This is a genomic window from Microbacterium sp. LWH3-1.2 (assembly GCF_040675855.1).
In the GTDB taxonomy this organism is placed as follows: domain Bacteria; phylum Actinomycetota; class Actinomycetes; order Actinomycetales; family Microbacteriaceae; genus Microbacterium.
Window position 1 is genome coordinate 14,273 of sequence record NZ_JBEGIK010000001.1, and the last position, 19,058, is coordinate 33,330.

The 19,058-nt window shown below is 73.1% G+C and carries 18 protein-coding genes; 9 read left to right on the forward strand and 9 right to left on the reverse strand.

Features of this window, described 5'->3' with window-relative positions:
* Positions 1-22: 22 nt before the first annotated feature.
* Both MRBLWH3_RS00075 and MRBLWH3_RS00080 read right to left on the reverse strand, forming a co-directional pair.
* A complete protein-coding gene (locus MRBLWH3_RS00075; RefSeq protein ID WP_363427489.1) occupies positions 23-757 on the reverse strand; it encodes a demethylmenaquinone methyltransferase in 735 nt (244 codons plus the stop codon).
* A 10-nt stretch (positions 758-767) separates the two neighbouring features.
* Positions 768-1,406 carry a DUF402 domain-containing protein gene (locus MRBLWH3_RS00080; RefSeq protein WP_363427491.1) on the reverse strand — a complete coding sequence of 213 codons (639 nt, stop codon included), beginning with the start codon at positions 1,404-1,406 and terminating at the stop codon, positions 768-770.
* Between the two features lie 92 nt (positions 1,407-1,498).
* On the opposite strand from MRBLWH3_RS00080, the gene MRBLWH3_RS00085 reads away from it, so the two are divergent.
* Genes MRBLWH3_RS00085 through MRBLWH3_RS00100 form a run of 4 tightly spaced genes read left to right on the forward strand, consistent with a single transcriptional unit; the run spans position 1,499 to position 6,631 of the window.
* On the forward strand, positions 1,499-3,274 hold the full coding sequence (locus MRBLWH3_RS00085) for a peptidase S8 (protein WP_363427493.1): 1,776 nt from the start codon (positions 1,499-1,501) through the stop codon (positions 3,272-3,274).
* Positions 3,271-4,338 carry a phosphotransferase gene (locus MRBLWH3_RS00090; RefSeq protein ID WP_363427495.1) on the forward strand — a complete coding sequence of 356 codons (1,068 nt, stop codon included), beginning with the start codon at positions 3,271-3,273 and terminating at the stop codon, positions 4,336-4,338. Before MRBLWH3_RS00085 ends, MRBLWH3_RS00090 begins: the two co-directional genes overlap by 4 nt.
* Positions 4,323-5,324, forward strand: a complete 1,002-nt coding sequence (locus MRBLWH3_RS00095; protein WP_363427497.1) for a T3SS effector HopA1 family protein — start codon at positions 4,323-4,325, stop codon at positions 5,322-5,324. The genes MRBLWH3_RS00090 and MRBLWH3_RS00095 overlap by 16 nt, the downstream gene beginning before the upstream one ends.
* On the forward strand, positions 5,321-6,631 hold the full coding sequence (locus MRBLWH3_RS00100) for a lanthionine synthetase LanC family protein (protein WP_363427499.1): 1,311 nt from the start codon (positions 5,321-5,323) through the stop codon (positions 6,629-6,631). The genes MRBLWH3_RS00095 and MRBLWH3_RS00100 overlap by 4 nt, the downstream gene beginning before the upstream one ends.
* Before the next feature lies 1 nt (position 6,632).
* Here MRBLWH3_RS00100 and MRBLWH3_RS00105 read toward each other — a convergent pair whose 3' ends face one another.
* Entirely contained in the window at positions 6,633-6,941 is a 309-nt protein-coding gene (locus MRBLWH3_RS00105; RefSeq protein ID WP_363427501.1) for a hypothetical protein, read from the reverse strand.
* 86 nt (positions 6,942-7,027) lie between these two features.
* Here MRBLWH3_RS00105 and MRBLWH3_RS00110 point away from each other — a divergent pair, with 86 nt between their 5' ends.
* Positions 7,028-8,326: an isochorismate synthase gene (locus MRBLWH3_RS00110; RefSeq protein ID WP_363427503.1), complete on the forward strand. Its 1,299-nt coding sequence runs from the start codon at positions 7,028-7,030 to the stop codon at positions 8,324-8,326.
* Between the two features lie 18 nt (positions 8,327-8,344).
* Here MRBLWH3_RS00110 and MRBLWH3_RS00115 read toward each other — a convergent pair whose 3' ends face one another.
* The 3 genes from MRBLWH3_RS00115 to MRBLWH3_RS00125 are packed head-to-tail and all read right to left on the reverse strand — an operon-like array spanning position 8,345 to position 11,573.
* Positions 8,345-9,208 (reverse strand): polyphosphate kinase 2 family protein, encoded by an 864-nt coding sequence (locus tag MRBLWH3_RS00115; protein ID WP_363427505.1) that lies wholly within the window; start codon positions 9,206-9,208, stop codon positions 8,345-8,347.
* A 27-nt stretch (positions 9,209-9,235) separates the two neighbouring features.
* Positions 9,236-11,077: a 2-succinyl-5-enolpyruvyl-6-hydroxy-3-cyclohexene-1-carboxylic-acid synthase gene (gene menD, locus MRBLWH3_RS00120; RefSeq protein ID WP_363427507.1), complete on the reverse strand. Its 1,842-nt coding sequence runs from the start codon at positions 11,075-11,077 to the stop codon at positions 9,236-9,238.
* A 1-nt stretch (position 11,078) separates the two neighbouring features.
* Entirely contained in the window at positions 11,079-11,573 is a 495-nt protein-coding gene (locus MRBLWH3_RS00125) for a PLDc N-terminal domain-containing protein (RefSeq protein WP_363427509.1), read from the reverse strand.
* Between the two features lie 101 nt (positions 11,574-11,674).
* On the opposite strand from MRBLWH3_RS00125, the gene MRBLWH3_RS00130 reads away from it, so the two are divergent.
* A complete protein-coding gene (locus MRBLWH3_RS00130) occupies positions 11,675-11,974 on the forward strand; it encodes a DUF4229 domain-containing protein (protein ID WP_363427511.1) in 300 nt (99 codons plus the stop codon).
* Positions 11,975-12,033: 59 nt separating this feature from the next.
* On the opposite strand, the gene MRBLWH3_RS00135 is transcribed toward MRBLWH3_RS00130, so the two are convergent.
* Complete coding sequence (locus MRBLWH3_RS00135) at positions 12,034-13,017, reverse strand: 1,4-dihydroxy-2-naphthoate polyprenyltransferase (RefSeq protein ID WP_363427513.1); 984 nt, start codon at positions 13,015-13,017, stop codon at positions 12,034-12,036.
* An 86-nt stretch (positions 13,018-13,103) separates the two neighbouring features.
* Between MRBLWH3_RS00135 and MRBLWH3_RS00140 the strand changes: the two genes are divergently transcribed.
* Positions 13,104-13,256 carry a hypothetical protein gene (locus MRBLWH3_RS00140; RefSeq protein WP_363427515.1) on the forward strand — a complete coding sequence of 51 codons (153 nt, stop codon included), beginning with the start codon at positions 13,104-13,106 and terminating at the stop codon, positions 13,254-13,256.
* Positions 13,257-13,306: 50 nt separating this feature from the next.
* On the opposite strand, the gene MRBLWH3_RS00145 is transcribed toward MRBLWH3_RS00140, so the two are convergent.
* Both MRBLWH3_RS00145 and MRBLWH3_RS00150 read right to left on the reverse strand, forming a co-directional pair.
* On the reverse strand, positions 13,307-14,461 hold the full coding sequence (locus MRBLWH3_RS00145) for an AMP-binding protein (protein WP_363427517.1): 1,155 nt from the start codon (positions 14,459-14,461) through the stop codon (positions 13,307-13,309).
* Between the two features lie 10 nt (positions 14,462-14,471).
* Positions 14,472-15,386: a 1,4-dihydroxy-2-naphthoyl-CoA synthase gene (locus MRBLWH3_RS00150; protein WP_363427519.1), complete on the reverse strand. Its 915-nt coding sequence runs from the start codon at positions 15,384-15,386 to the stop codon at positions 14,472-14,474.
* Positions 15,387-15,462: 76 nt separating this feature from the next.
* Here MRBLWH3_RS00150 and MRBLWH3_RS00155 point away from each other — a divergent pair, with 76 nt between their 5' ends.
* Positions 15,463-16,011: a hypothetical protein gene (locus MRBLWH3_RS00155; RefSeq protein WP_363427521.1), complete on the forward strand. Its 549-nt coding sequence runs from the start codon at positions 15,463-15,465 to the stop codon at positions 16,009-16,011.
* 1 nt (position 16,012) lies between these two features.
* On the forward strand, positions 16,013-18,979 hold the full coding sequence (locus MRBLWH3_RS00160; protein WP_363427523.1) for an ATP-binding cassette domain-containing protein: 2,967 nt from the start codon (positions 16,013-16,015) through the stop codon (positions 18,977-18,979).
* The last annotated feature ends 79 nt before the right edge of the window (positions 18,980-19,058 follow it).

Consider the following 19,058-nt stretch of genomic DNA (forward strand, 5'->3'; position numbering starts at 1 on the left):
GTCCGTCTCGCGACGGAGGCCGCTAGGCCTGGGGTTTCTTGGCGCGGTGCAGCGCGACGATGCCCATCGACAGGTTGCGGTGGGCGACGTCGGTCCAACCCGCTTGGCGGATCCACGTCGACAGCGTGCGCTGATCGGGCCAGTCGCGGATCGACTCGTTCAGGTAGTCGTACGCCTCGGCGTTCGAGCTCACCGTCTTCGCGACGACCGGCAGCACACGGTCGTTGTAGAAGCGATACAGACCGTTGAACGCCTTCGATGGCGGGTGCGAGAACTCGCACACCACGAGGCGGCCGCCGGGCTTCGTGACGCGCAGCAGCTCGCGGAGCGCCTTCTTCGGCTCGTTCACGTTGCGCAGCCCGAACGACATCGTGACCGCGTCGAACTCGTCGTCGCCGAAGGGCAGGTCGGTCGCGTCGGCCTGCACGAAGGACAGATTGCGGATGCTGCGGTGCCGCCGCTTGCCCTCGGCGATCATGCCCGGCGAGAAGTCGGCGGCGACGACCGTGGCGCCCCGACCCGCGAGGGCGACGCTCGAGGCGCCCGTGCCCGCGGCGAGATCGAGGATGCGCTGGCCGGGGCGGGGGTTCACGGCGCGGGTGGTCGCGGCGCGCCAGAATCGGTCATTGCCCATGCTCAACACGGTGTTGGTGCGGTCGTAGCCGGACGCGACCTGGTCGAACATGCCGCTCACGCGCGACGGGTCTTTGTGCAGGTCGGCGCGGTTCGGCTCGTGATCGGAGGGGTGGGATGCCACGGCTTCGAGTCTAGGCGGCGGTTCCGCCTGTGCCGCGGCCGGCGTCGCCCGCACCCGCGAAGGAGACAGGCGGCGGCGGCGCCACACCGTCGTAGGCGGCGAGACGGGCGAGCCAGGCATCCGGGGTCGCGTCGTCGAACGGCGCCTCCGCGGCCGCGACACGCTGCTCGAGGTCGACGGCGAGCGCTTCGAGCCGGTCGACGAGGTCGGGCGGGTAGCCGTATGCGACCCGGTGCTCGTCCCACTCGTCGCGGTCGTCTATGAACAGCCCGCGCCCGTCGATCGCCTTGACGACGTCCAGGTCCATGTCGATGCCGCGGGGCTCGTGGCCGTCCCACCGGACGTCCCACGCGAGGTCGATGTAGATGCGCACGCGTCGCGGGGCGCCGTGCACGGTCATCGCGTAATCGCCGCTCGGCGGGATGAGGGTGACGTTGGGACCGTCGGCGACGAACTCGAGCCCCGGGCGGACGTTCCGCCAGCCGGACGGCTGACCCACCCAGTCGCCCCAGCGGTCGCTGCCCAGGTAGATGCAGTCGTTGACCCAGTGCGGACCGCCGTCCCACTTGCGCCAGCGGAACTGGAGCGGGGCTCCGGGCTCGGGGCGGGTGGGATTCGGGCGGCCTGCGTGGTGCATCGGGGTCGGCATCCGCCCCAGTGTAGGGCTGTATCAGCTCCTTCTCGCCACCCCTCCTCCACGGTGGCCGCAACCTCGCGGCCCATGAGGAGAGAAGTCCGAAAATGGCTGCAACATCCGGCGGCTCGTCGCGAAAGCGCAAGTCCGCTCCTCGGGCGGAACTGGGCGCCTCCGCTCCGCTCTACATCGACGGCGATGACGTCATCCCCGGTGAGGTCATCGTCACGCTCAAACCCGACGCCGCCGACGTGATGACGGCCTCCGTGCCCATCCATCCGGGCGGTCTCGGGGTCTCTGTGGCCGACTCGCTCGGGGTGTCGGGGGTCGACGCCGTGCTCGCCCGCCTGGGCGCCCACGACATCACCCGCCTCGCCCCGCCGTCGCAGGGCATCGCGCGATCCGTCATGGCACTGGACGGCGTGCCCGAGCCCGAAGAGTCGATCCTCGGTCGCTCGTTCCGGGTCCGAATCGACAGGCAGATCGCCCCCGACCAGGCGGCGGCGGAGCTCGTCGCCCTCGACGAGGTCGAGATCGCCGAGCCGAACCGGTGGCGGGAGGCCAGCGTGATCCCCGACGACCCGCAGTTCGGGGCGCAGTGGGGACTGACGAAGATCAACGCTCCGGACGCGTGGGACGTCACGACGGGTTCCGCGAGCGTCGTCGTGGCGGTCATCGACTCCGGCGTCGACCTGGATCACCCCGAGCTGGCGCCGCTGCTCGTCCCGGGGTACGACATGGTCGATCTCGGTCCGAACCCGACGCCGAACCCGGGGTGGCGCTTCGAGGGCGACTTCGCGGGGCGCGATCCGATCCCCGAAGACGAGGTCGGCCACGGCACGCACGTCGCGGGCACCATCGCCGCTGTGTCGAACAACGCGGTCGGCGTCGCGGGCGTCGGCTGGCAGACGCGGATCATGCCGATCAAGGCGCTCACCAGGGTGGTGCGCATCAGCGACGGCCGGGTGAGCGGGACCGGCTCCTCGGCGGACGTCGCGGCGGCCATCCGCTACGCGGCCGACAACGGAGCCCACGTCATCAACATGAGCCTCGGCAGCCCGTCCTCGACCTCGGTCGAGGCGAGTGCGGTGGCCTATGCGGTGAGCAAAGGCGTGGTCGTCGTGGCCGCGATGGGCAACGACGGCAGCGCTTCGCCGAGCTTCCCCGCCGCCTATCCGGACGTCATCGCGGTCGCCGCGATCCAGTCGAACGAGGCGCGCGCGGCGTTCTCGCAGACCGGACCGCATATCGACATCTCGGCGCCGGGCGTGGGGATCCTGTCGACGTACCTCGCCGGCGGCCTCGCGACCCTCTCCGGCACGTCGATGGCTACGCCCCACGTCGCCGGCGTCGCGGCGCTCGTCAAGGCGGTCAAGCCGGGTCTGACGGCAGCCGAGGTGGGCGACATCCTCCGCTCGACGGCGAAGCCGCTGCGCGACGTCGCGAGCGACCCCGTGCCGAACGACCGGTACGGCTGGGGACTCGTCGATGCCGGCGCGGCGGTGCTCAAGGCGCGGGGACCGATCGTCCTCAAGCCGACGATCACCGTCAAGCTGCGGACCCCGGTGGTGGCATGCGTGCCCAAGACGATCGCACTCCCGGAGTGCGGGACGATCAAGACGGTCCTTCCGCTGCAGTGCAAGATCATCAAGTCGGTTCACATCGCGTGCCCTGTGACGCCGACGATCACCAGGACGCCGACGATCACGACGACCAAGACGGTGACAGGCCCCGGACCGGGACCGCAGCCGGGCGGCGCCGACCCCTTCGGCGTCGAACAGGGCGGTTACGAGGCCGGCTTCGCGGCCGGCTATGCCGCAGCGATCGAGGAGCTCCAGTCCGGCGGCGGCGACGCCTACGGCGAGGGGCTGTTCGACGAGTGATCGCCGACGCGACCATGGTGCGGACGGATGCGGACACCACCCCGCATCCGTCCGTCACCGCTCTGCGCGCGGTGGGGCTGCTCGGTCCCACCGAGCTGCTGCGCGCCGAGCCGACCGACCTGTCCCGCGCCCACGGCGTGTGGGCCGTGCACCTGCCCGACGACCGCCGCGTGGTCGTGAAGTCCGGCGCGCTCACCGCACCCGACACCGGATCGACGGGCACTGCGCAGGAAGGCCTCGGCGCGGAGCTGTTCGTCCAGCGCATGGCACGGTGGTGCCTTCCTCTGCAGGAGGCGATCCCGTCGTCCGCGGCCGTCGACGAGGAGCATGGCATCCTCGTCGTGGAGGACCTCGGAGCGGGGCATCCGGCGTCCCTCGCCCTCGTCTCCGACACGATCGGCGAACCCGACGCCTTCTTCCGTCTTCTCGGCGCCCGCGTCGGCGCCGTGCATCGCGCGACCGCCGGACTGCCGCTGCCGCCGGCGCGTCCGCCCCTCGTGCTCCACGTGCTGCGCCCGGGCGAACGCACGGACGCCGCGACGGTCGGCCTCGACCTCGCCGAGGCGACGCGCGCACTCATCGCGCTCCTCCGTGCGCAGCCGGCCCTGGTGGCCGCCGCCGCGCGCCTGCGCACGCCGGCCGGGCGTGCGCTCGTGCACCACGACCTCAAGTGGGACAACGTCGCCGTCGCGCCCGGCCCGTCCCCCGTGCTCGTCGACTGGGAGCTCGCGGGGGCCGGCGACCCCGCATGGGACCTCGGATGCCTCCTCGCCGAGCATCTCCTGCGCGACGCATCGACCGCGGTGGGGCTGCCGTCGCCGGGCCGCGCCCTCGTGCGAGGCTACGGCGAGGCTGCGCGGATCTCGTCGGGCGCGGCAGGACTCTTCGCGGAGCGGGTGGCGCTGGCCTCGGTGCTGCGCCTCGCGCAGTTCGCGCTCGAGGTCGCCGAGCGGAGCGAGGGCGGCGACGAGGAGCAGGCGCACGGGCTCGTAGCGCTCGCGATCGCACGCCAGGACCACCTCGCCGTTCTCAGGGAGGAGCTGCGCTCATGCCTCGCACGATGACCTCGGAAGCCTCGGCCCAAGCGTCCGCCTCGCGCGGCGAGCGCACCGCCGCGGCGACGCTGCGCGAGCTGGGCCGGGCGCTCGCGCTCGTCGAGGACTCGGACGAAGCGCGCGCACTGCGCGTGGACGCCCCGACCGGAGTCGAGATCGAGAGTCCGCTCGCGGAGTGGCTCTATGCGAACTGGTGGACCGGTGAGGCACGCGACGCGGTCGCCCCACCGGCGCGCGCCCTCGTCGCTCCGCCGATGTTTCCCCGTATCGGCCTGTTGGAGACGATGCGACGCCGAACAGCGGGCACCTCCCCGGCCTGGATCGTGCTGGCCGTGAGCGAGGCGACGGTCACGGTCGTCGCATCCCAGCCTCCCTCCTCCGCCCCACCCGGGCACCTCCGCATCGCGACGGACCGCATCGTCTCCTCCTCGCGACCGGGCTGCACCCCGGCGCCCGGCGACCTCGTGACGATCGCCCGCGGATCGTCGGGATGGGACCAGGCGTCGGGATGGTGGTGGGCGCACTCCGGCGAGGGCGTGCCCGACGGCCCGCTCGACCGCTGGTACGCGCACGCCCGCTCCCCCGAGGACTCCGCGACCCTGCTGCCCCCGCTGATCGGCGCGTTCGCGGACGCCGGGAGCGCGTTCTCCCTCAAGTGCCTGCCGACGCCCGCCGGCTACGGCCGCCCCGACGCGCTCGTCGTCTACACGCCGCAACCCTCCCGCGCCCGCGTGGCCGCGAGCCTTCGCCGCCGGGCCCGCGACATCGAGCCGCACGTGGAGGCGTCGATTCCGCCGACCTCCCGCCGCATCGCCGCGGGCATCGGGATGTCGGAGGACCCCGCCGACGGCACCAGCTTCGGTCAGCAGCGAACCGCGCAGGTCGCCGCGATCGCCGCCCGCATCAGGGACACGGATGCTGCGCCCCACCGTCTGCGCGCTGCCGCGAGCACCGTCGGCCTCGATGTGACGCGCCCCTGGAAGGCACGATCATGACCGCCGTGGAACTCGACTCTCGCTCCCCGGCGACGGCGGTCCGGTCGCCCGCCGAGCTGGGAGCGGCGGCCGTCGCCCTCGCCCGCCGCCTCGCCGCCGACGTCGTCGTCGACGGCCGCGGGGCGCCGCAATGGATCGGCGACGAGATCGACCTCGCTGCGGGCGCCGACGGCTCGGCCCTGAGAACAGGTCCCGTCGACGACGGCCTCCTCACCGGGCGGGCGGGCGTCGCCCTCGCCCTCGCCGCGGCCGCGCGGCACGCGGGCGACGAATCCCTTGCGCAGCTCGCGCAGGCGACGCTCGCCGACGTGCTGGACTCCCGCCGCACCGCCCGGCGCGGACAGCTGGGCTGGCAGAGCGGCGACCTGGGGATCGCGATCGCCGCCGAACGCATCGCGGACCTGCTGGGCCGACCTGACCTCGCGGGCCGGGGCCGCGGGCTCGCAGCCCGCGCGGTCGCGGCGCTCGCGACGGCCGACGACGCGTGGCTTCCCGCGTACGCGGACCTTCTCGACGGCTCGGCGGGCCATCTGCTCGCCGTGCTGGCGGCTGCGATGCCCGTGAGCGCGGAGCCGCACCGCGCGGCGGCGGCCGAGCGCCTCGTGCGCGACCTGCGGAGCCGTGCCGTCGTCGACGTCTGCGGCGCACGGTGGCCGATGGCCGACGGCGATCGCGCGGTCACCGGCCTCGCGCACGGCTCGTCGGGAATCGGACTGGCGCTGCTGGCCGCCCACGCGGCCGGCGTCTCGGCTGCGGACCGCACGCTCGTCGACGCCGCGTGGACCTGGGAAGACGCGGGCTTCGGCGCTGAGGACGGCGGCTGGTACGACCTGCGCGTCGACGAGCCGATGATCGGCCTGGCCTGGTGCCATGGGGCTCCGGGGATCGGGATCGCGGCGGCGCTCCGCTCCCGCATCGACGAGGGCCGTCGGGCTGGAACGGAAGAGACGTATCTCCGGGCGCTCCGCTCGATCGAGCGCGCGCGGCGCGAGTTCCCCGACGATCCGGGCGACGATGCCACCCTCTGCCACGGTCGTTCGGGCGTCGTCGAGCTGCACCTGGCCGGGGCCGAGGCGGCATGGTCCACCGATCCCGCCGCCCGCGAGGAGCACCGGCGCGCGGCGCGGTACGAGGCATCCGTCATCGCTTCCGGCATCGAGACAGATGGAACCGCCTCGTGGCGCCACGGCGTACGGGGCGGCCGGTCGCCGGCCGTCCTCGACGGCACCGCGGGTGTCGTGCTGACGCTGCTGCGCTGCGCCGGCCCTCTGGCGAGCGTCGCGCACCCACCGCTGCGGCTGCGCTGACTCAGCGTCCGTCGTCGGCGGGCCGCTCCTCGGGCGGGGCTTCGGCGGGCAGGAGACCGATGTCGCTCTGCTCCGCGTCGACTTCTCCCCCGAAGCCGACCCACGCGTCGGGCTCGGCGACCCTCACCCCGGACACCGCCTGCGCACGGTCGGCATAGTCGGCGACCGACTCGTCGACCGTGGCGATGTACACGTCGGGCAGCTCGGGCGCGGGCGGCGCGACCGAGTCGGCGCCGGCGGCGCGCAGACCCGCCTCGACCGCGCCCTGGTCGGCATCGGGGTCGACGGTGATCAGGTAGCGCACGCTCACGCCGCCATCCTCACCCGGCGCTGCGGCGGGCACAAGGGCGGCCGCGACCGGCGTCCACGCCGGATGGGCGAGTCTAGGCTGGAGTCGTGACATCTTCGCACCGCCCGCCTGCGCTGGTGGTCGAGACCCGCGAGATCGAGCACGTCGACGACCTCCTCGCCTACGCCTCTCCCGACGAGCCTCTCGCCTGGCTGCGCCGCGGCGACGGCATCGTCGGCATCGGCAGCGTGGGAGGTTATCGGCGCAACCCCCGCATCCCGCCCGGTGTCGATACGGCCACCCTGCCGTCGCCGGCCGACCACTGGCGGCACCTCGCGGCGACAGCGGAGATCGACGACCCCGTGGGTCTTCCCGGCACCGGCCTCGTCGCGTTCGGGACCCTCGTGTTCGACGAGCGGTCGTCGGCGACGAGCCTCCTCGCCATCCCCCAGGCGGTCATCGGCCGGCACCGCGGGCGATCGTGGGTCACGCGCATCCGCCAGACGTACGTCGATCGCCCCGCCCCGGCGGTCGAGCCCACGCCGTACGGGCCGTATTGGTCGGCGACGCTCGGCCCGGGCACGCTCAACCCCGCCGGCTACCAGGCCGCGGTGCGCGAGGCGGTCGACGCGATCGTGCGCGGCGAGCTCGAGAAGGTCGTGCTGGCGCGCGACCTCGTCGGCACGATCCCCGCCGGCGCCGACCTGCGCCGGCTCCTCCGCGCCCTCGCCGACGACTACCCCGACACGTGGACCTTCGCCGTCGACGGCCTCATCGGCGCGAGCCCCGAGACGCTGGTGACCGCCTCGCGCGGCGTGGTGACCGCACGGGTGCTCGCCGGGACGATCCCGCGCGGAACCGACGCACACGACGACACCGAGGCATCCACCGCTCTCGCGCACAGCACGAAGGACCTTGACGAGCACCGCTACGCCGTGCAGAGCGTGCTCGCGACGCTGGGCCCGCACGTCAGCCACTTGCGCGCCGACCCCGAGCCGTTCACGCTGAAGCTCCCGAACCTGTGGCACCTCGCGACGGACGTCGCGGGCGACCTCGCCGACCACGCGTCGGCGCTCGACCTGGTCGCGGCGCTGCACCCCACCGCGGCCGTGGCGGGGACCCCCACGGATGCGGCGCTCGACCTGATCCGCCGACTCGAGCCGTTCGACCGTGGCCGCTACGCGGGGCCGGTGGGCTGGGTCGACGGCGACGGCAACGGCGAGTGGGCCATCGCCCTGCGCTGTGCGCAGATCGGCGCGCCGCCGCCGCGCAACGTCGCGACCTTCAGCGCGACGATTCCGGTCGTCGCCCATGCGGGCGCCGGCATCGTCGCGCAGAGCAACCCCGACAAGGAGCTGCTCGAGACCCGGGTCAAGTTCCGTCCCATCGTCGACGCGCTCGCCTGAGTCGCGAGCGCCCGGAGGTCACGTGGCCGCGAGGCGCCTCTTCTCGGCTTCGACGTCGAACGTCGCCTTCGGCCACTGCGGGTTGATGTCTTCGAGTGCCTCGAGCAGCAGGTTCTGGACGGCAAGCCGGGCATACCACTTGTGGTCGGCGGGCACGACGAACCAGGGCGCGTGGTCGGTCGACGTACGCTCGAACACGGTCTGATACGCCGCCATGTACAGCGGCCAGAACTCGCGCTCGTCGACGTCGGTCGGGTTGTACTTCCAGTGCTTGTCGAGGCGGTTGAGGCGCCGCATCAGGCGCTTCTTCTGCTCATCCGGCGAGATGTGGAGCATGACCTTGACGACCCTCGTGCCGGAATCGGTCAGCTGACGCTCGAAGTCGTTGATCGCCGCGTAGCGGCGCTCGATCTCCTGCTCCGGGGCGAGCCGTCGCACCCGCCCGATCAGCACGTCCTCGTAGTGCGAGCGGTCGAAGACGCCGATCATGCCCGAGGCGGGAAGCCGCCGCTTGACCCGCCACAGGAAGTCGTGCGTCAACTCCTCGTCCGTGGGCTTCTTGAACGCCGAGAGCACGATGCCCTGCGGATCCACCGACCCCACGACGTGACGGATGATGCCGCCCTTGCCGGCGGAGTCCATCGCCTGCAGCACCAGCAGCACGGAGGCGTTCGTCGCATCGACCCGGCTGCGGGCGTAGAGGCGCTCCTGGTACTCGTCGAGCTCGGCCGAGCCCTCCTTCAGGTCTTCGGCCGCGTGCGCCTTGTCTTTCTCGTATCCCGGGGTCGATCGGGTGTCGACGTCGGCGAGGACGAAACCCTCGCCCACTCGGAGGAGATCGGCGACGTCGCCGCTCCAGTGCTTCTGACTCGAGGCGATCATGGAGCCATCATGGCGGATGCCTCGGGCTCAGCGCTCGAGCGGCACCTCGATGAGCTGGCGCCCGCCGACCGGCGACGTCAGCGCCTGGTCGAGAGCCGAGCGCGTCGTGACGCGGCGGTACTCCCAGCCGTACGCGAGTGCGAGCTGTTCGAGGCGCACGGTGTGCGGGGTCAGCAGCACCCGGTCCATGACCTCGGCGCCCGCAATGGCGGCTACCTCGAGCCCGTCGAAGATGGTGCCGCCCCCGTCGTTCCCGACGATGAGCTGGATGCGCGGCTCGTCCTCCCGCGGCGGCAGCAGCATCGCGCCGGCGTCGTGCAGCAGCGCGAGGTCGCCGAGTACCACGCGCGTGACGCCCGCGCCTCCCCCGGACTGACTCGCGAGGGCGATGCCGGTCGCCGTCGCGATCGTCCCGTCGATGCCGGCGAGCCCGCGGTTGGCGTGCACCGGCACCTTCTTGCCCGGGAGCACCTGGTCGGCCACGCGCACGAGCCGCGACGAGCCGAACACGAGGCGATCGTGCGGCCACGTCGCACGCCAGGCCGCGTCGACGAGCGCAGCGCGGTCGACGGGTGCGCGGATGACACCGAGCTCCGCCGCGATCGCGCCGAGCCGTTCCCCCGGCACCGCCGAGGAGAGGCCGTCCGCGTCGGGAGCCGGCGGGGTGAGATCGACGGATGCTGCGCGCGATGCCTGCAGCCACGCCCCGAGCCATTCACGGTCGGGGTCGCCGGTCGCGACGGCTATGCGGTCGGCGGCGAGCGTCGCGCCGTTGAGGTTGAGCGGCTCGCCGGGTCCGCGGACCGCGACGACCTCGAGATCGGGGTCGGAGAGCAGTGCGGCGGCCTCACGGCTGAGTGTCGGGTGGCCCAGCACGACGACGCGCTCGATGCGGCCGCCGAGCTGCGGGTCGCGCAGCAGCGCGCGGTAGCCGTGCACGAGGTGGCGCCCGAAGCGTGCACCGCTGACGATCTCGGCGATGAGAGGCCAGGCGCCGACGTGGGCCAGCTCCTCCGCGTCGGGGCCGGCGTCGGCGCCCGCCAGCACGATCGTGCGCGGACCGCGCTCGAGCACGAGCGGCGCGTCCTCCGGCTCGGTCGGGAGGTCGGCCTCGCCGATGCCTCCACCGCCCTGATAGAGCGCGCCGGATGCATCGTCGTCGGCGTCGGCCGCCACCGGGGGTCCGTCGGGGTCGTCGACGACCGCGGTCTCGAGCTCGGCGGCGGGCACGCCCATCCATGCGGGGAGGGCGCCCGACAACGGCTCGCGGTACGGCAGGTTCAGGTGCACCGGCCCCGGCGACCGCGTGCCGGCACCCAGGGCGGCGGCGACGGCGTCCTCGGCGAGGCCGCGCAGCATCGCGCTCTGCTCGTGCGTGCCGTCGGGGTCGAGGGCCTCGGGCACCGGCAGGTCGGCCTCGAGGCGCACGGTGGGCGCGAACATCCCGGGCTGGCGCGTCGTCTGGTTCGCGCCGACGCCGCGCAGCTCCGGCGGGCGATCGGCGGTCAGCAGCAGCAGCGGAACGCCTGCGTGGTGGGCCTCGAGCGCGGCCGGCAGCAGGTTCGCGACCGCGGTGCCCGACGTGCAGACGACGGCCGCCGGCATCCGGGTCTCTCGTCCGATGCCGAGGGCGGTGAAGCCCGCGACGCGCTCGTCGATGCGCACGTGGAGGCGGACGGCGCCGCGCCGCTCGAGTTCGGCGGCGACCAGGGCGAGTGCTTGCGAGCGTGAGCCCGGGCTCAGCACGACGTGACGCACGCCCAGCTCGACGAGCCGGCACAGCAGCGCCGCGGCGGCATCGGTGGCGGGCGCGGAGTCGAGCGCGGCAGCGGGTTCGGTTGTGGCTGGGGCGCTGTGGGAGTCGGTCACGTCAGCCGATGGCCCCGCGCTGACCGCGGGCGTCGTCGTCGCCGTCCGCGGGTCGGATCGGCGGCTTCGGCTGCGGCGGGGTGCCCGGCGTCGCGCTGCCGCCCGCGGCGGCGGCGCTTCCGGGTGCGGTGGCGTCGTCGGATGCCACGGGGCCGCCCGGCGGGTTGTACCGCGGGTCTTCACCCTCGGCGTCGAGCTGCGCGAGCTCCTCCTCGAGGCGGCGGATGCGCTCGTCCTGGTCGCTGATCGTGCCGATGCGGCCGAGGAACTCGGGGTCGTCGTCGGGAGCCCGTCGAGACGCGACGGACGACGCGCGCCCGCGGCCCACGATGAGCCAGAGAAGACCGCCCAGCACGGGGAGCAGGACCACGATGAGGATCCAGACCGGCTTGCTCACACCGCGGTGGCGGGTCGGGGGTTGGACCGCGCAATCGACGATGGTGAAGACCCAGAACGCGGTCGCCACCAGGGCCAGAATCAGCAGCACCCGAGGCATCTTCCCATCCTAGGCGGGCGCGGCCCGCAGTGGGCGGTCGCGGGCGCTCCGTGACGCAACCGTCGCCGAAGGCACCCGGGGACGGAACGTAGGATGGACGGGTGAAAGCGCGCTCTGCCATCGTCTACTCGGTGCTGCGGCTGCTGACGTTCCTCGTCCCGTTCGGCATCCTGATGCTGTTCCCGATCATGCGCGAGTACTACTGGCTCGCCGCCATCTTCGCCGCCCTCATCGGGCTCAGCCTCTCGGTGCTGTTCCTCCGCAAGCCCCTCGACGACGTCACGTCGGGCCTGGCCGAGCGACGCGCGAAGGCCCGCGCCGGCGCAAGCGACGAAGAGGCGGAGGATGCCGCAGCCGACGCCGCGGCCCCCGACGGCGACGCCTCACCCCCTGCCCGTTGAGCGAGCCTGCGAGCCGAAGCGCCTCGCGCCCGGCGCAGGACGCCGGGGCACAGCATCCGTCAGCCGATGAACGCCCACATCAGGAAGGCGCCGTAGGCGACCGACGTCAGTGACGTGAGGCCCAGGGCGACGACGAGTTCGCGGGGGTCGCGGTAGGTCCACACGATGAGGATCGCGGGTGCGCCGGCCAGCAGCGCGAGCAGCGTCAGCCACGCGACCGGGTAGCCGATCCACGCCAGGAACACCGCGATGGCGAAAGCGATCAGCAGGAAGACCGTGAACAGCCAGCGCGTCGCGGTGCGGCCGATCAGCACGGTGAGCGTGCGCTTGCCTGCCGTGCGGTCCTGGTCGATGTCGCGCAGGTTGTTGGCGAGCAGCACGGCGCAGGCGATGAGGCCGACGCCGACGGCGCCGAACCACGCCTCCTGCGGGAGTGCGAACGCCTGCACCCACGTCGTGCCGAGCGTCGCGACCAGGCCGAAGAAGACGAACACGAAGAGCTCGCCGAGCCCGTAGTAGCCGTACGGACGCTTGCCTCCGGTGTAGAACCAGGCGGCGATGATGCACACGGCGCCGACGGCGATGAGCCACCACTGCTGGGTGCGGATGGTGATCGCGAGTCCGGCGATCGCGGCGATCGCGAAGAACGCCAGCGCGACCATCACCACGGTGCGGGGCTTCACCTTGCGGCCGGCGGTGAGACGGGCAGGACCCACGCGGAAGTCGTCCGTGCCGCGGACGCCGTCGCTGTAGTCGTTGGCATAGTTGACGCCGATCTGCAGCGACACCGACACGATGAGGCAGAAGAGCGCGATCACCCAGTGGAAGACGTCCACGACGAGGATCGCGGCGCCCGTGCCGACGAGGATGGGCGTGATCGCGAGCGGCAGGGTGCGCAGGCGCGCGGCGCCGATCCAGTCGCGCGCGGTGGGCTTCTCGACATGCGCGGGGTCCCGCGAGACGTGCGCCTTCTGCGGGTTCCCGCGCGACTGGTGCTTCTTGCGTCCTGCGGTGGTGCGCTTCTTGCTCGGGGTTCCTGCCACGAATGCACATCATAGGGGCCGCGCCGATGACCCGCGTATCGTCAAGCCCCTGTCGGGTGCCCGCGTACGGGTCGAGGAGGGGATCCATGCTGAGCATCGGATCCATCGTCCTCACCGTGGAGGACATCCGCCGCGCCGATGGGGCCTCGGACCCCGACGGCGCCGACTGGATCGTGCTCGAAGACACCGAGGGCGATCGGCTCTGCGTCGTCGACACCGGGCCGTACCCGCTGGGCTGACCGCGACCTCGGTCGCCGGCGACCCGGTCGGTGAGCCGGTCGAGCGCGCGTCAGTGCAGCAACATCACCGCGCGGCGGATCGCCTCGCGGTCGGGCTTGCCGGACGGCAGCGTCGCGAGCTCGTCGACCAGCACGAGCCGTGACGGCCGGGCGTGTGCGCCGATCTCGGCCTGCACGGCGGCGCGCGCCTCCTCCAGCTGGACGGCTTCGCTGCGCCGCAGCGCCTCGCCCCGGGAGGCGACGACGACGGATGCCTCGCCCCACCGCTCGTCGGGAACCCCGACCACGACGGCGAGGGCGAGTCCGGGGATCCCGCGCACGATCCGCTCGACGCGGTCGAGCGAGACGTTGATGCCGCCGGAGACGATGACGTGGTCGAGGCGGCCGCGCACGCGCAGGACCCCGTCCTCGATGAGCCCCGCGTCGCCGGTGCGGTACCACCGCGATCCGTCGCGGTCGCGGAGGAAGGCGGCATCCGTCCGCTCTTCGTCGCCGAGATAGCCGTCGGCGAGGACGGGGCCGGAGACCTGCACCTCGCCGTGCTCGATGCGCAGCCGCACGTTGCCCAGGGCCACGCCGTCGTACACGCAGCCGCCGCTGGTCTCGGTGGAGCCGTAGGTGCGTACGATGCGCGCCCCCGCCGCTACGGCGCGCTCCAAGGTGGCGGCGGGAAGCGCCTGGCCTCCGATGAGGATCGTCTCGAACGAGCGGAGGGCCGCGAGCACGGAGGGGTCGTGCTCGGCCGCGTCGAGCAGCTTCGCCAGCTGCGCAGGCACCAGCGACGTGTAGGTGGGCACGCGCTCGCCGCCTTCGGTCGACACCATCATGAGCGCGGCGGCCGCGAAGGCCTGGGGGGTGAACGCGCCGGAGAGGATCGCGGGCTCGCGGTCGGCGACGAGCGAGCGCACGAGCACCTGCAGGCCGGCGACGTAGCTCGCGGGCAGCGCCAGCAGCCACGCGCCGTCCCCGATCCGGTCGGCCGTCGACAGCGCGCTCGCGGTGAGGGCGTCACGGCTGAGGACGACGCTCTTCGGGATGCCGGTCGATCCGGAGGTCGTCACGACCACTGCGGTCCCCGGCCGCACGTCGGCGGGATGCCCGCTGACGAGACCGAGCCCGAGCGCGGGTCCTGCGCCGTGGAGCGCGCCGCGGAGCCCCCGCAGGATCTCGCGGGGGTCGTCGCCGACGACGGGTACGAGCTTCACGTGGTCCTCATCAGAAGTGCCAGGGGAAGGGCGACCAGTCGGGGTCGCGCTTCTCGAGGAACGAGTCGCGGCCCTCGACCGCTTCGTCGGTGCCGTAGGCGAGGCGCGTGGCCTCGCCCGCGAACACCTGCTGCCCGACCATGCCGTCGTCGACGGCGTTGAAGGCGAACTTGAGCATGCGGATCGCGGTCGGCGACTTGGTGAGGATCGTGCGGGCCATCGCGACGGCCCCACGCTCGAGGTCGGCGTGCGGCACGACTCGGTTGACGGCGCCCATCTCGTACGCGCGCTGCGCGGAGTACTCCTCGGCGAGGAAGAAGACTTCGCGCGCGAACTTCTGCCCGATCTGGCGGGCGAAATAGGCCGAGCCGTACCCGGCGTCGAAGCTCCCGACGTCGGCGTCGGTCTGCTTGAACCGGCCGTGCTCGGCGGAGGCGATCGAGAGGTCGCACACGACGTGGAGGGAGTGCCCGCCACCCGCGGCCCAGCCGGGGATGACGGCGATCACGACCTTGGGCATGAACCGGATGAGTCGCTGCACCTCGAGGATGTGCAGCCGGCCGGCGCGGGCTTGCGCGTCGGCCGGGAGGGCCGCCTCGTCCTCGGAGTACTTGTAGCCGTCGCGCCCGCGGATGCGCTGGTCACCCCCGGAGCAGAACGCCCAGCCGCCGTCTTTCGGGCTCGGCCCGTTGCCCGTGAGAAGCACGACGCCGACCCGCGGGTCCTGGCGGGCGATGTCGAGAGCGCGGTAGAGCTCGTCAACGGTGTGCGGGCGGAAGGCGTTGCGCACCTCCGGCCGGTCGAACGCGATGCGCGCGATGCGGCCGTCCTTCGACACGTGGGCGGTGATGTCGGTGTAGCCGCCCTCCGGCCGGCCGGGTGCCTGCTGCCACTCGCTGTCGTCGAAGAGTTCCGAAACGCTCACCCGGCCAGCCTACGGCGGGCTCCGAGCGGGCGTCATCTGCAACCGGACACACGCGACCGGGGCCTAGCCTGGATCGGTGACTTCGACTCTTCGCGCCGCGGCTGCTGCCGCGGCCTCCGCTGCCCTGCTGTTCGCCCTCGCCGCCTGCTCGTCCGACGTGCCCGAAGCGGCGCCCACGGCTTCCGAGACGCAGGCTGTGCAGGTCGCCGAGGAGGCCTGCACCGACGATGCCGGCATCACGGTGGCCGTCGACGCGTCCGCCCTCGAGGACGGCGACAGCGAGCAGTGGTGCATCGGGACCGACGAGACGCTCGCCGCCGCCGACGCGCTGACGCTCGTAGGCATCGAGACCGAGGGCACCGAGGAGTACGGCGACCAGGTCGTGTGCCGCGTCAACGGGGTGCCTGCGGAGGACGCCGCGATCCCCGCCGAGGACGGCTCGGACTACTTCGAGACCTGCGAGTCGATGCCCGCCGCGTTCGCCTACTGGTCGCTGTGGATCAAGCCTGCCGGCGGCGAGTGGGGCTATGCCGAGGAGGGCCTGTCGACCCTCGAGCTCGAGCCCGGTGAGTCTCTCGAGCTTCTCTTCACCCTGAATGGCGAGCCTGCCGCGCCGACATCCTGACATGACGTTCCGACCCGGTCCCCTGCGAGCCGCGGCGATCCTCGCCGCAGGGTTCGTGGCGGCCCGGGTCGTCTACCGCATCCTCTTCCACGGCGCCGACGGCGACGGCCTCGTCCTGCTGGACCTTCCGGCGGTGCGACTGCCGTCACCGTTCGCGCATGTGGTGCTGCTGGGCCCCGTCACGGGAGACGGACTGTGGGATGCTGCGGCCAGCGCCCTGCCGATCGCCCTCGCGATCCTGGCCTTCGGCGTGGTGAACTCCGTCGTCGATCTGCACCGGGTGTTCGCACGCGCGTCGCGACGCGGCCCGCTCCGCGGCATCGCGCGGGCCCTCGCGATCGCGGCGGCGACGCTGCCTTCCCTGGCCGACGGCGCCAGGGCGGTGCGGTTCGCGCAGCGCCTCCGCGGCGAACGCGGCGGGGCACGGATGCTGCTGCCCCTTCTGGAACGCACACTCGAGCGCGCCGCGGCCGTGGCCGCGGCGCTCGAGCTGCGGGGCTTCGCGGGGCGCGGGCTCGACGGGGACTGCCTGGCCCCTGTCGAGGCCGCGGGCGTGGAGATCGGCTTCGGCGACGGCGTCCCGGGACGAGGCATCCGTCTTCGGTCTTCGCTCGCGCTCGCGGCGGGCACGCTCACGCTCGTCGTCGGGGCGACGGGATCGGGCAAGTCGACCCTGCTCCGCGCGATCTCAGGGCTGCACCTGCACACGGACGGCGGCTGGATCGCCGGGTCGCTGCGGGTCGTCGGGCACGAGCGCGCCGCCGTGCCCCCGCGCGACCTCGCGCGGCGCGTAGGCGTGGTGCTGCAGCATCCGCGTGACGCGTTCGCCACCGAGCGTGTGCGCGATGAGATCGGGCTCTCGCTCGAACTGCGCGGTGTCGCACCCGTGATCGCCGCCGTCCGGGTAGCCGAGGTCGCCGACCGCGTCGGGGTCGCGCCGCTGCTCGACCGCCCTACGCGGGGTCTCTCGGCGGGCGAGGCGACGCTCGTCGCGATCGCGGCTGCGATCGTCGAGCATCCCATCCTGCTGCTGGTCGACGAGCCGCTCGCCGACCTCGACGCCGACGCCCGCGCGCGGATCGCGGGACTGCTCGACGCTCTCGCGCACGAGGCCGGGATGTGCGTGGTGGTGGCCGAGCACCGCGTGGACGCGGTCGCAGGGATCGCCGACACGGTGCTGAGGATCGACGACGGCGTGATCGCTTCCGCGGAGTCCCCCACGGGTTCGGGGCGCAGCGCGGACGTTCGGGGCGCACGGGATGCGCCCCGGACACACGGGATGCGCCCCGAACCCGTGGGACCACGGGAGCGCGTGCTGCGCGCCCGCGGAATCACCGTGCGCCACCGCGACATGGTGGCCGTGGCCGGGGCGGACGTCGAGCTGCACGTGGGCGAGATCGTCGCCCTCGTGGGGCCGAACGGCGCCGGCAAGTCGAGCCTGCTCACCGCGCTCGCGCTGCCGGCCCGAGAGATGGAGATCGAGTCGATCGGTCGGGTGGCACTGGTTCCGGATGCCTCGGACGACCTCTTCGTCGCCGACACCGCTGCGGCCGAATGCCGCCGCGCCGATCGTCGGTCGGCGCGAGCCGCCGCACCCGCGACCGCCGCGCGATTCGCGGGATTCCTGGGCCTCGACCCCGGTTCCCCCGTGTTCGCGGCGCGGATGGCACGGCACCCGCGCGACCTCTCAGCCGGCGAACGGCGCTGCCTCGCCCTGGCGATCCAGCTCGCGGGTTCGCCGCGCGTGCTGATGGTGGACGAACCCACGCGCGGCCTCGACCCCGCCGCCCGAGACCTGGTCTGGGGGGCGCTGACCTCGCTCGCCGCATCCGGCACCGCGGTGCTGGTGGCGTCGCACGAGCCCGCCCTCATCGCCCTCGCCGACCGCACCCTGACGATGAGCGCGGGCGTGCTGGCCGCAGCATCCGTTCCGGTGGCCCCGCCCGCGATCCGCTCTTCGGGCACTCCCTTCGACCGTTCGCAGGACCAGCACCGGGGCGACTGGTCGGCTGCCCGGGATGATGAGGCTGTCGACGACGGTCGCGTGGAGAGTCCTGCAAAGGGTGGAGAAGACGGGACGACAACTGACGCAGGGTATCGCGGCGCCGGATCCACCGGACCCCGTGCACGCGGTGGAGGCGTCGGCGGACGCCGCGGCCCGCGGCGGCGCCGGCGCGCACCAGCGCCGCTCGCCGCACTCGCGGGCGCGAACCTCGTTGCGCTCGGTGCGTTCTGCTGGCCCCTCGTCGCGACCGCCGTGCCCGAGCAGGCATACGCGGCCGTGCCGATCGCGGCGCTTGCGCTGGTGCCGCTCGCGGCGCTCGTCGTCGTCGCGACGCTCGACGGCAGCGTGCGGTCGGCTCACATGCTCGCGCTCCTCGGCACGCTCGCCGCGATCGGTGCGGCCGTGCGCATCGCGGGCACCGGCGTCGGGGGCGTCGAGGCGGTGTTCGTCCTGCTGATCCTCGCCGGCCGCGCCTACGGCGCAAGGTTCGGGATGCTGCTCGGAATGGCGACCATCGCCCTCTCCACCCTCATCACCGGCACGTTCGGACCGTGGACGCCGTTCCAGATGTTCGCGTGCGCATGGGTCGGCGCGATCGCCGGACTGCTCCCCCGGCGCATGTCCGCCGTCGGCGAGATCGCGATGCTGAGCGTCTACGGCGTCGTCGCCTCGTACGCGTTCGGCCTGCTGATGAACCTGTGGTTCTGGCCCTTCGCCGTCGGCTACGGCACCGGCATCTCGTACGACGGCAGCGCGCCGCTCGAGGTGAACCTCTCGAGCTTCCTGCTGTACTCGCTCGTCACCTCGACCCTCAGCTGGGACACCCTCCGCGCGATCACCACCGTCATCGGACTGGTGGTCGTCGGCCGGCCGATCCTCGCGGCCCTGCGCCGCACGAAGCCGCTGGCGTCGGGCGCCGCATCCGTCGCCGCCCCGCGAGAGCGCGCCGCTGCCCTATCGTGAAGGTCGCGTGCCGGGAGGAGCCCACGTGACCACGACGAGCGCCGCGACGCCGATGCCTCCGACCGGCGCCAAGGTGGAT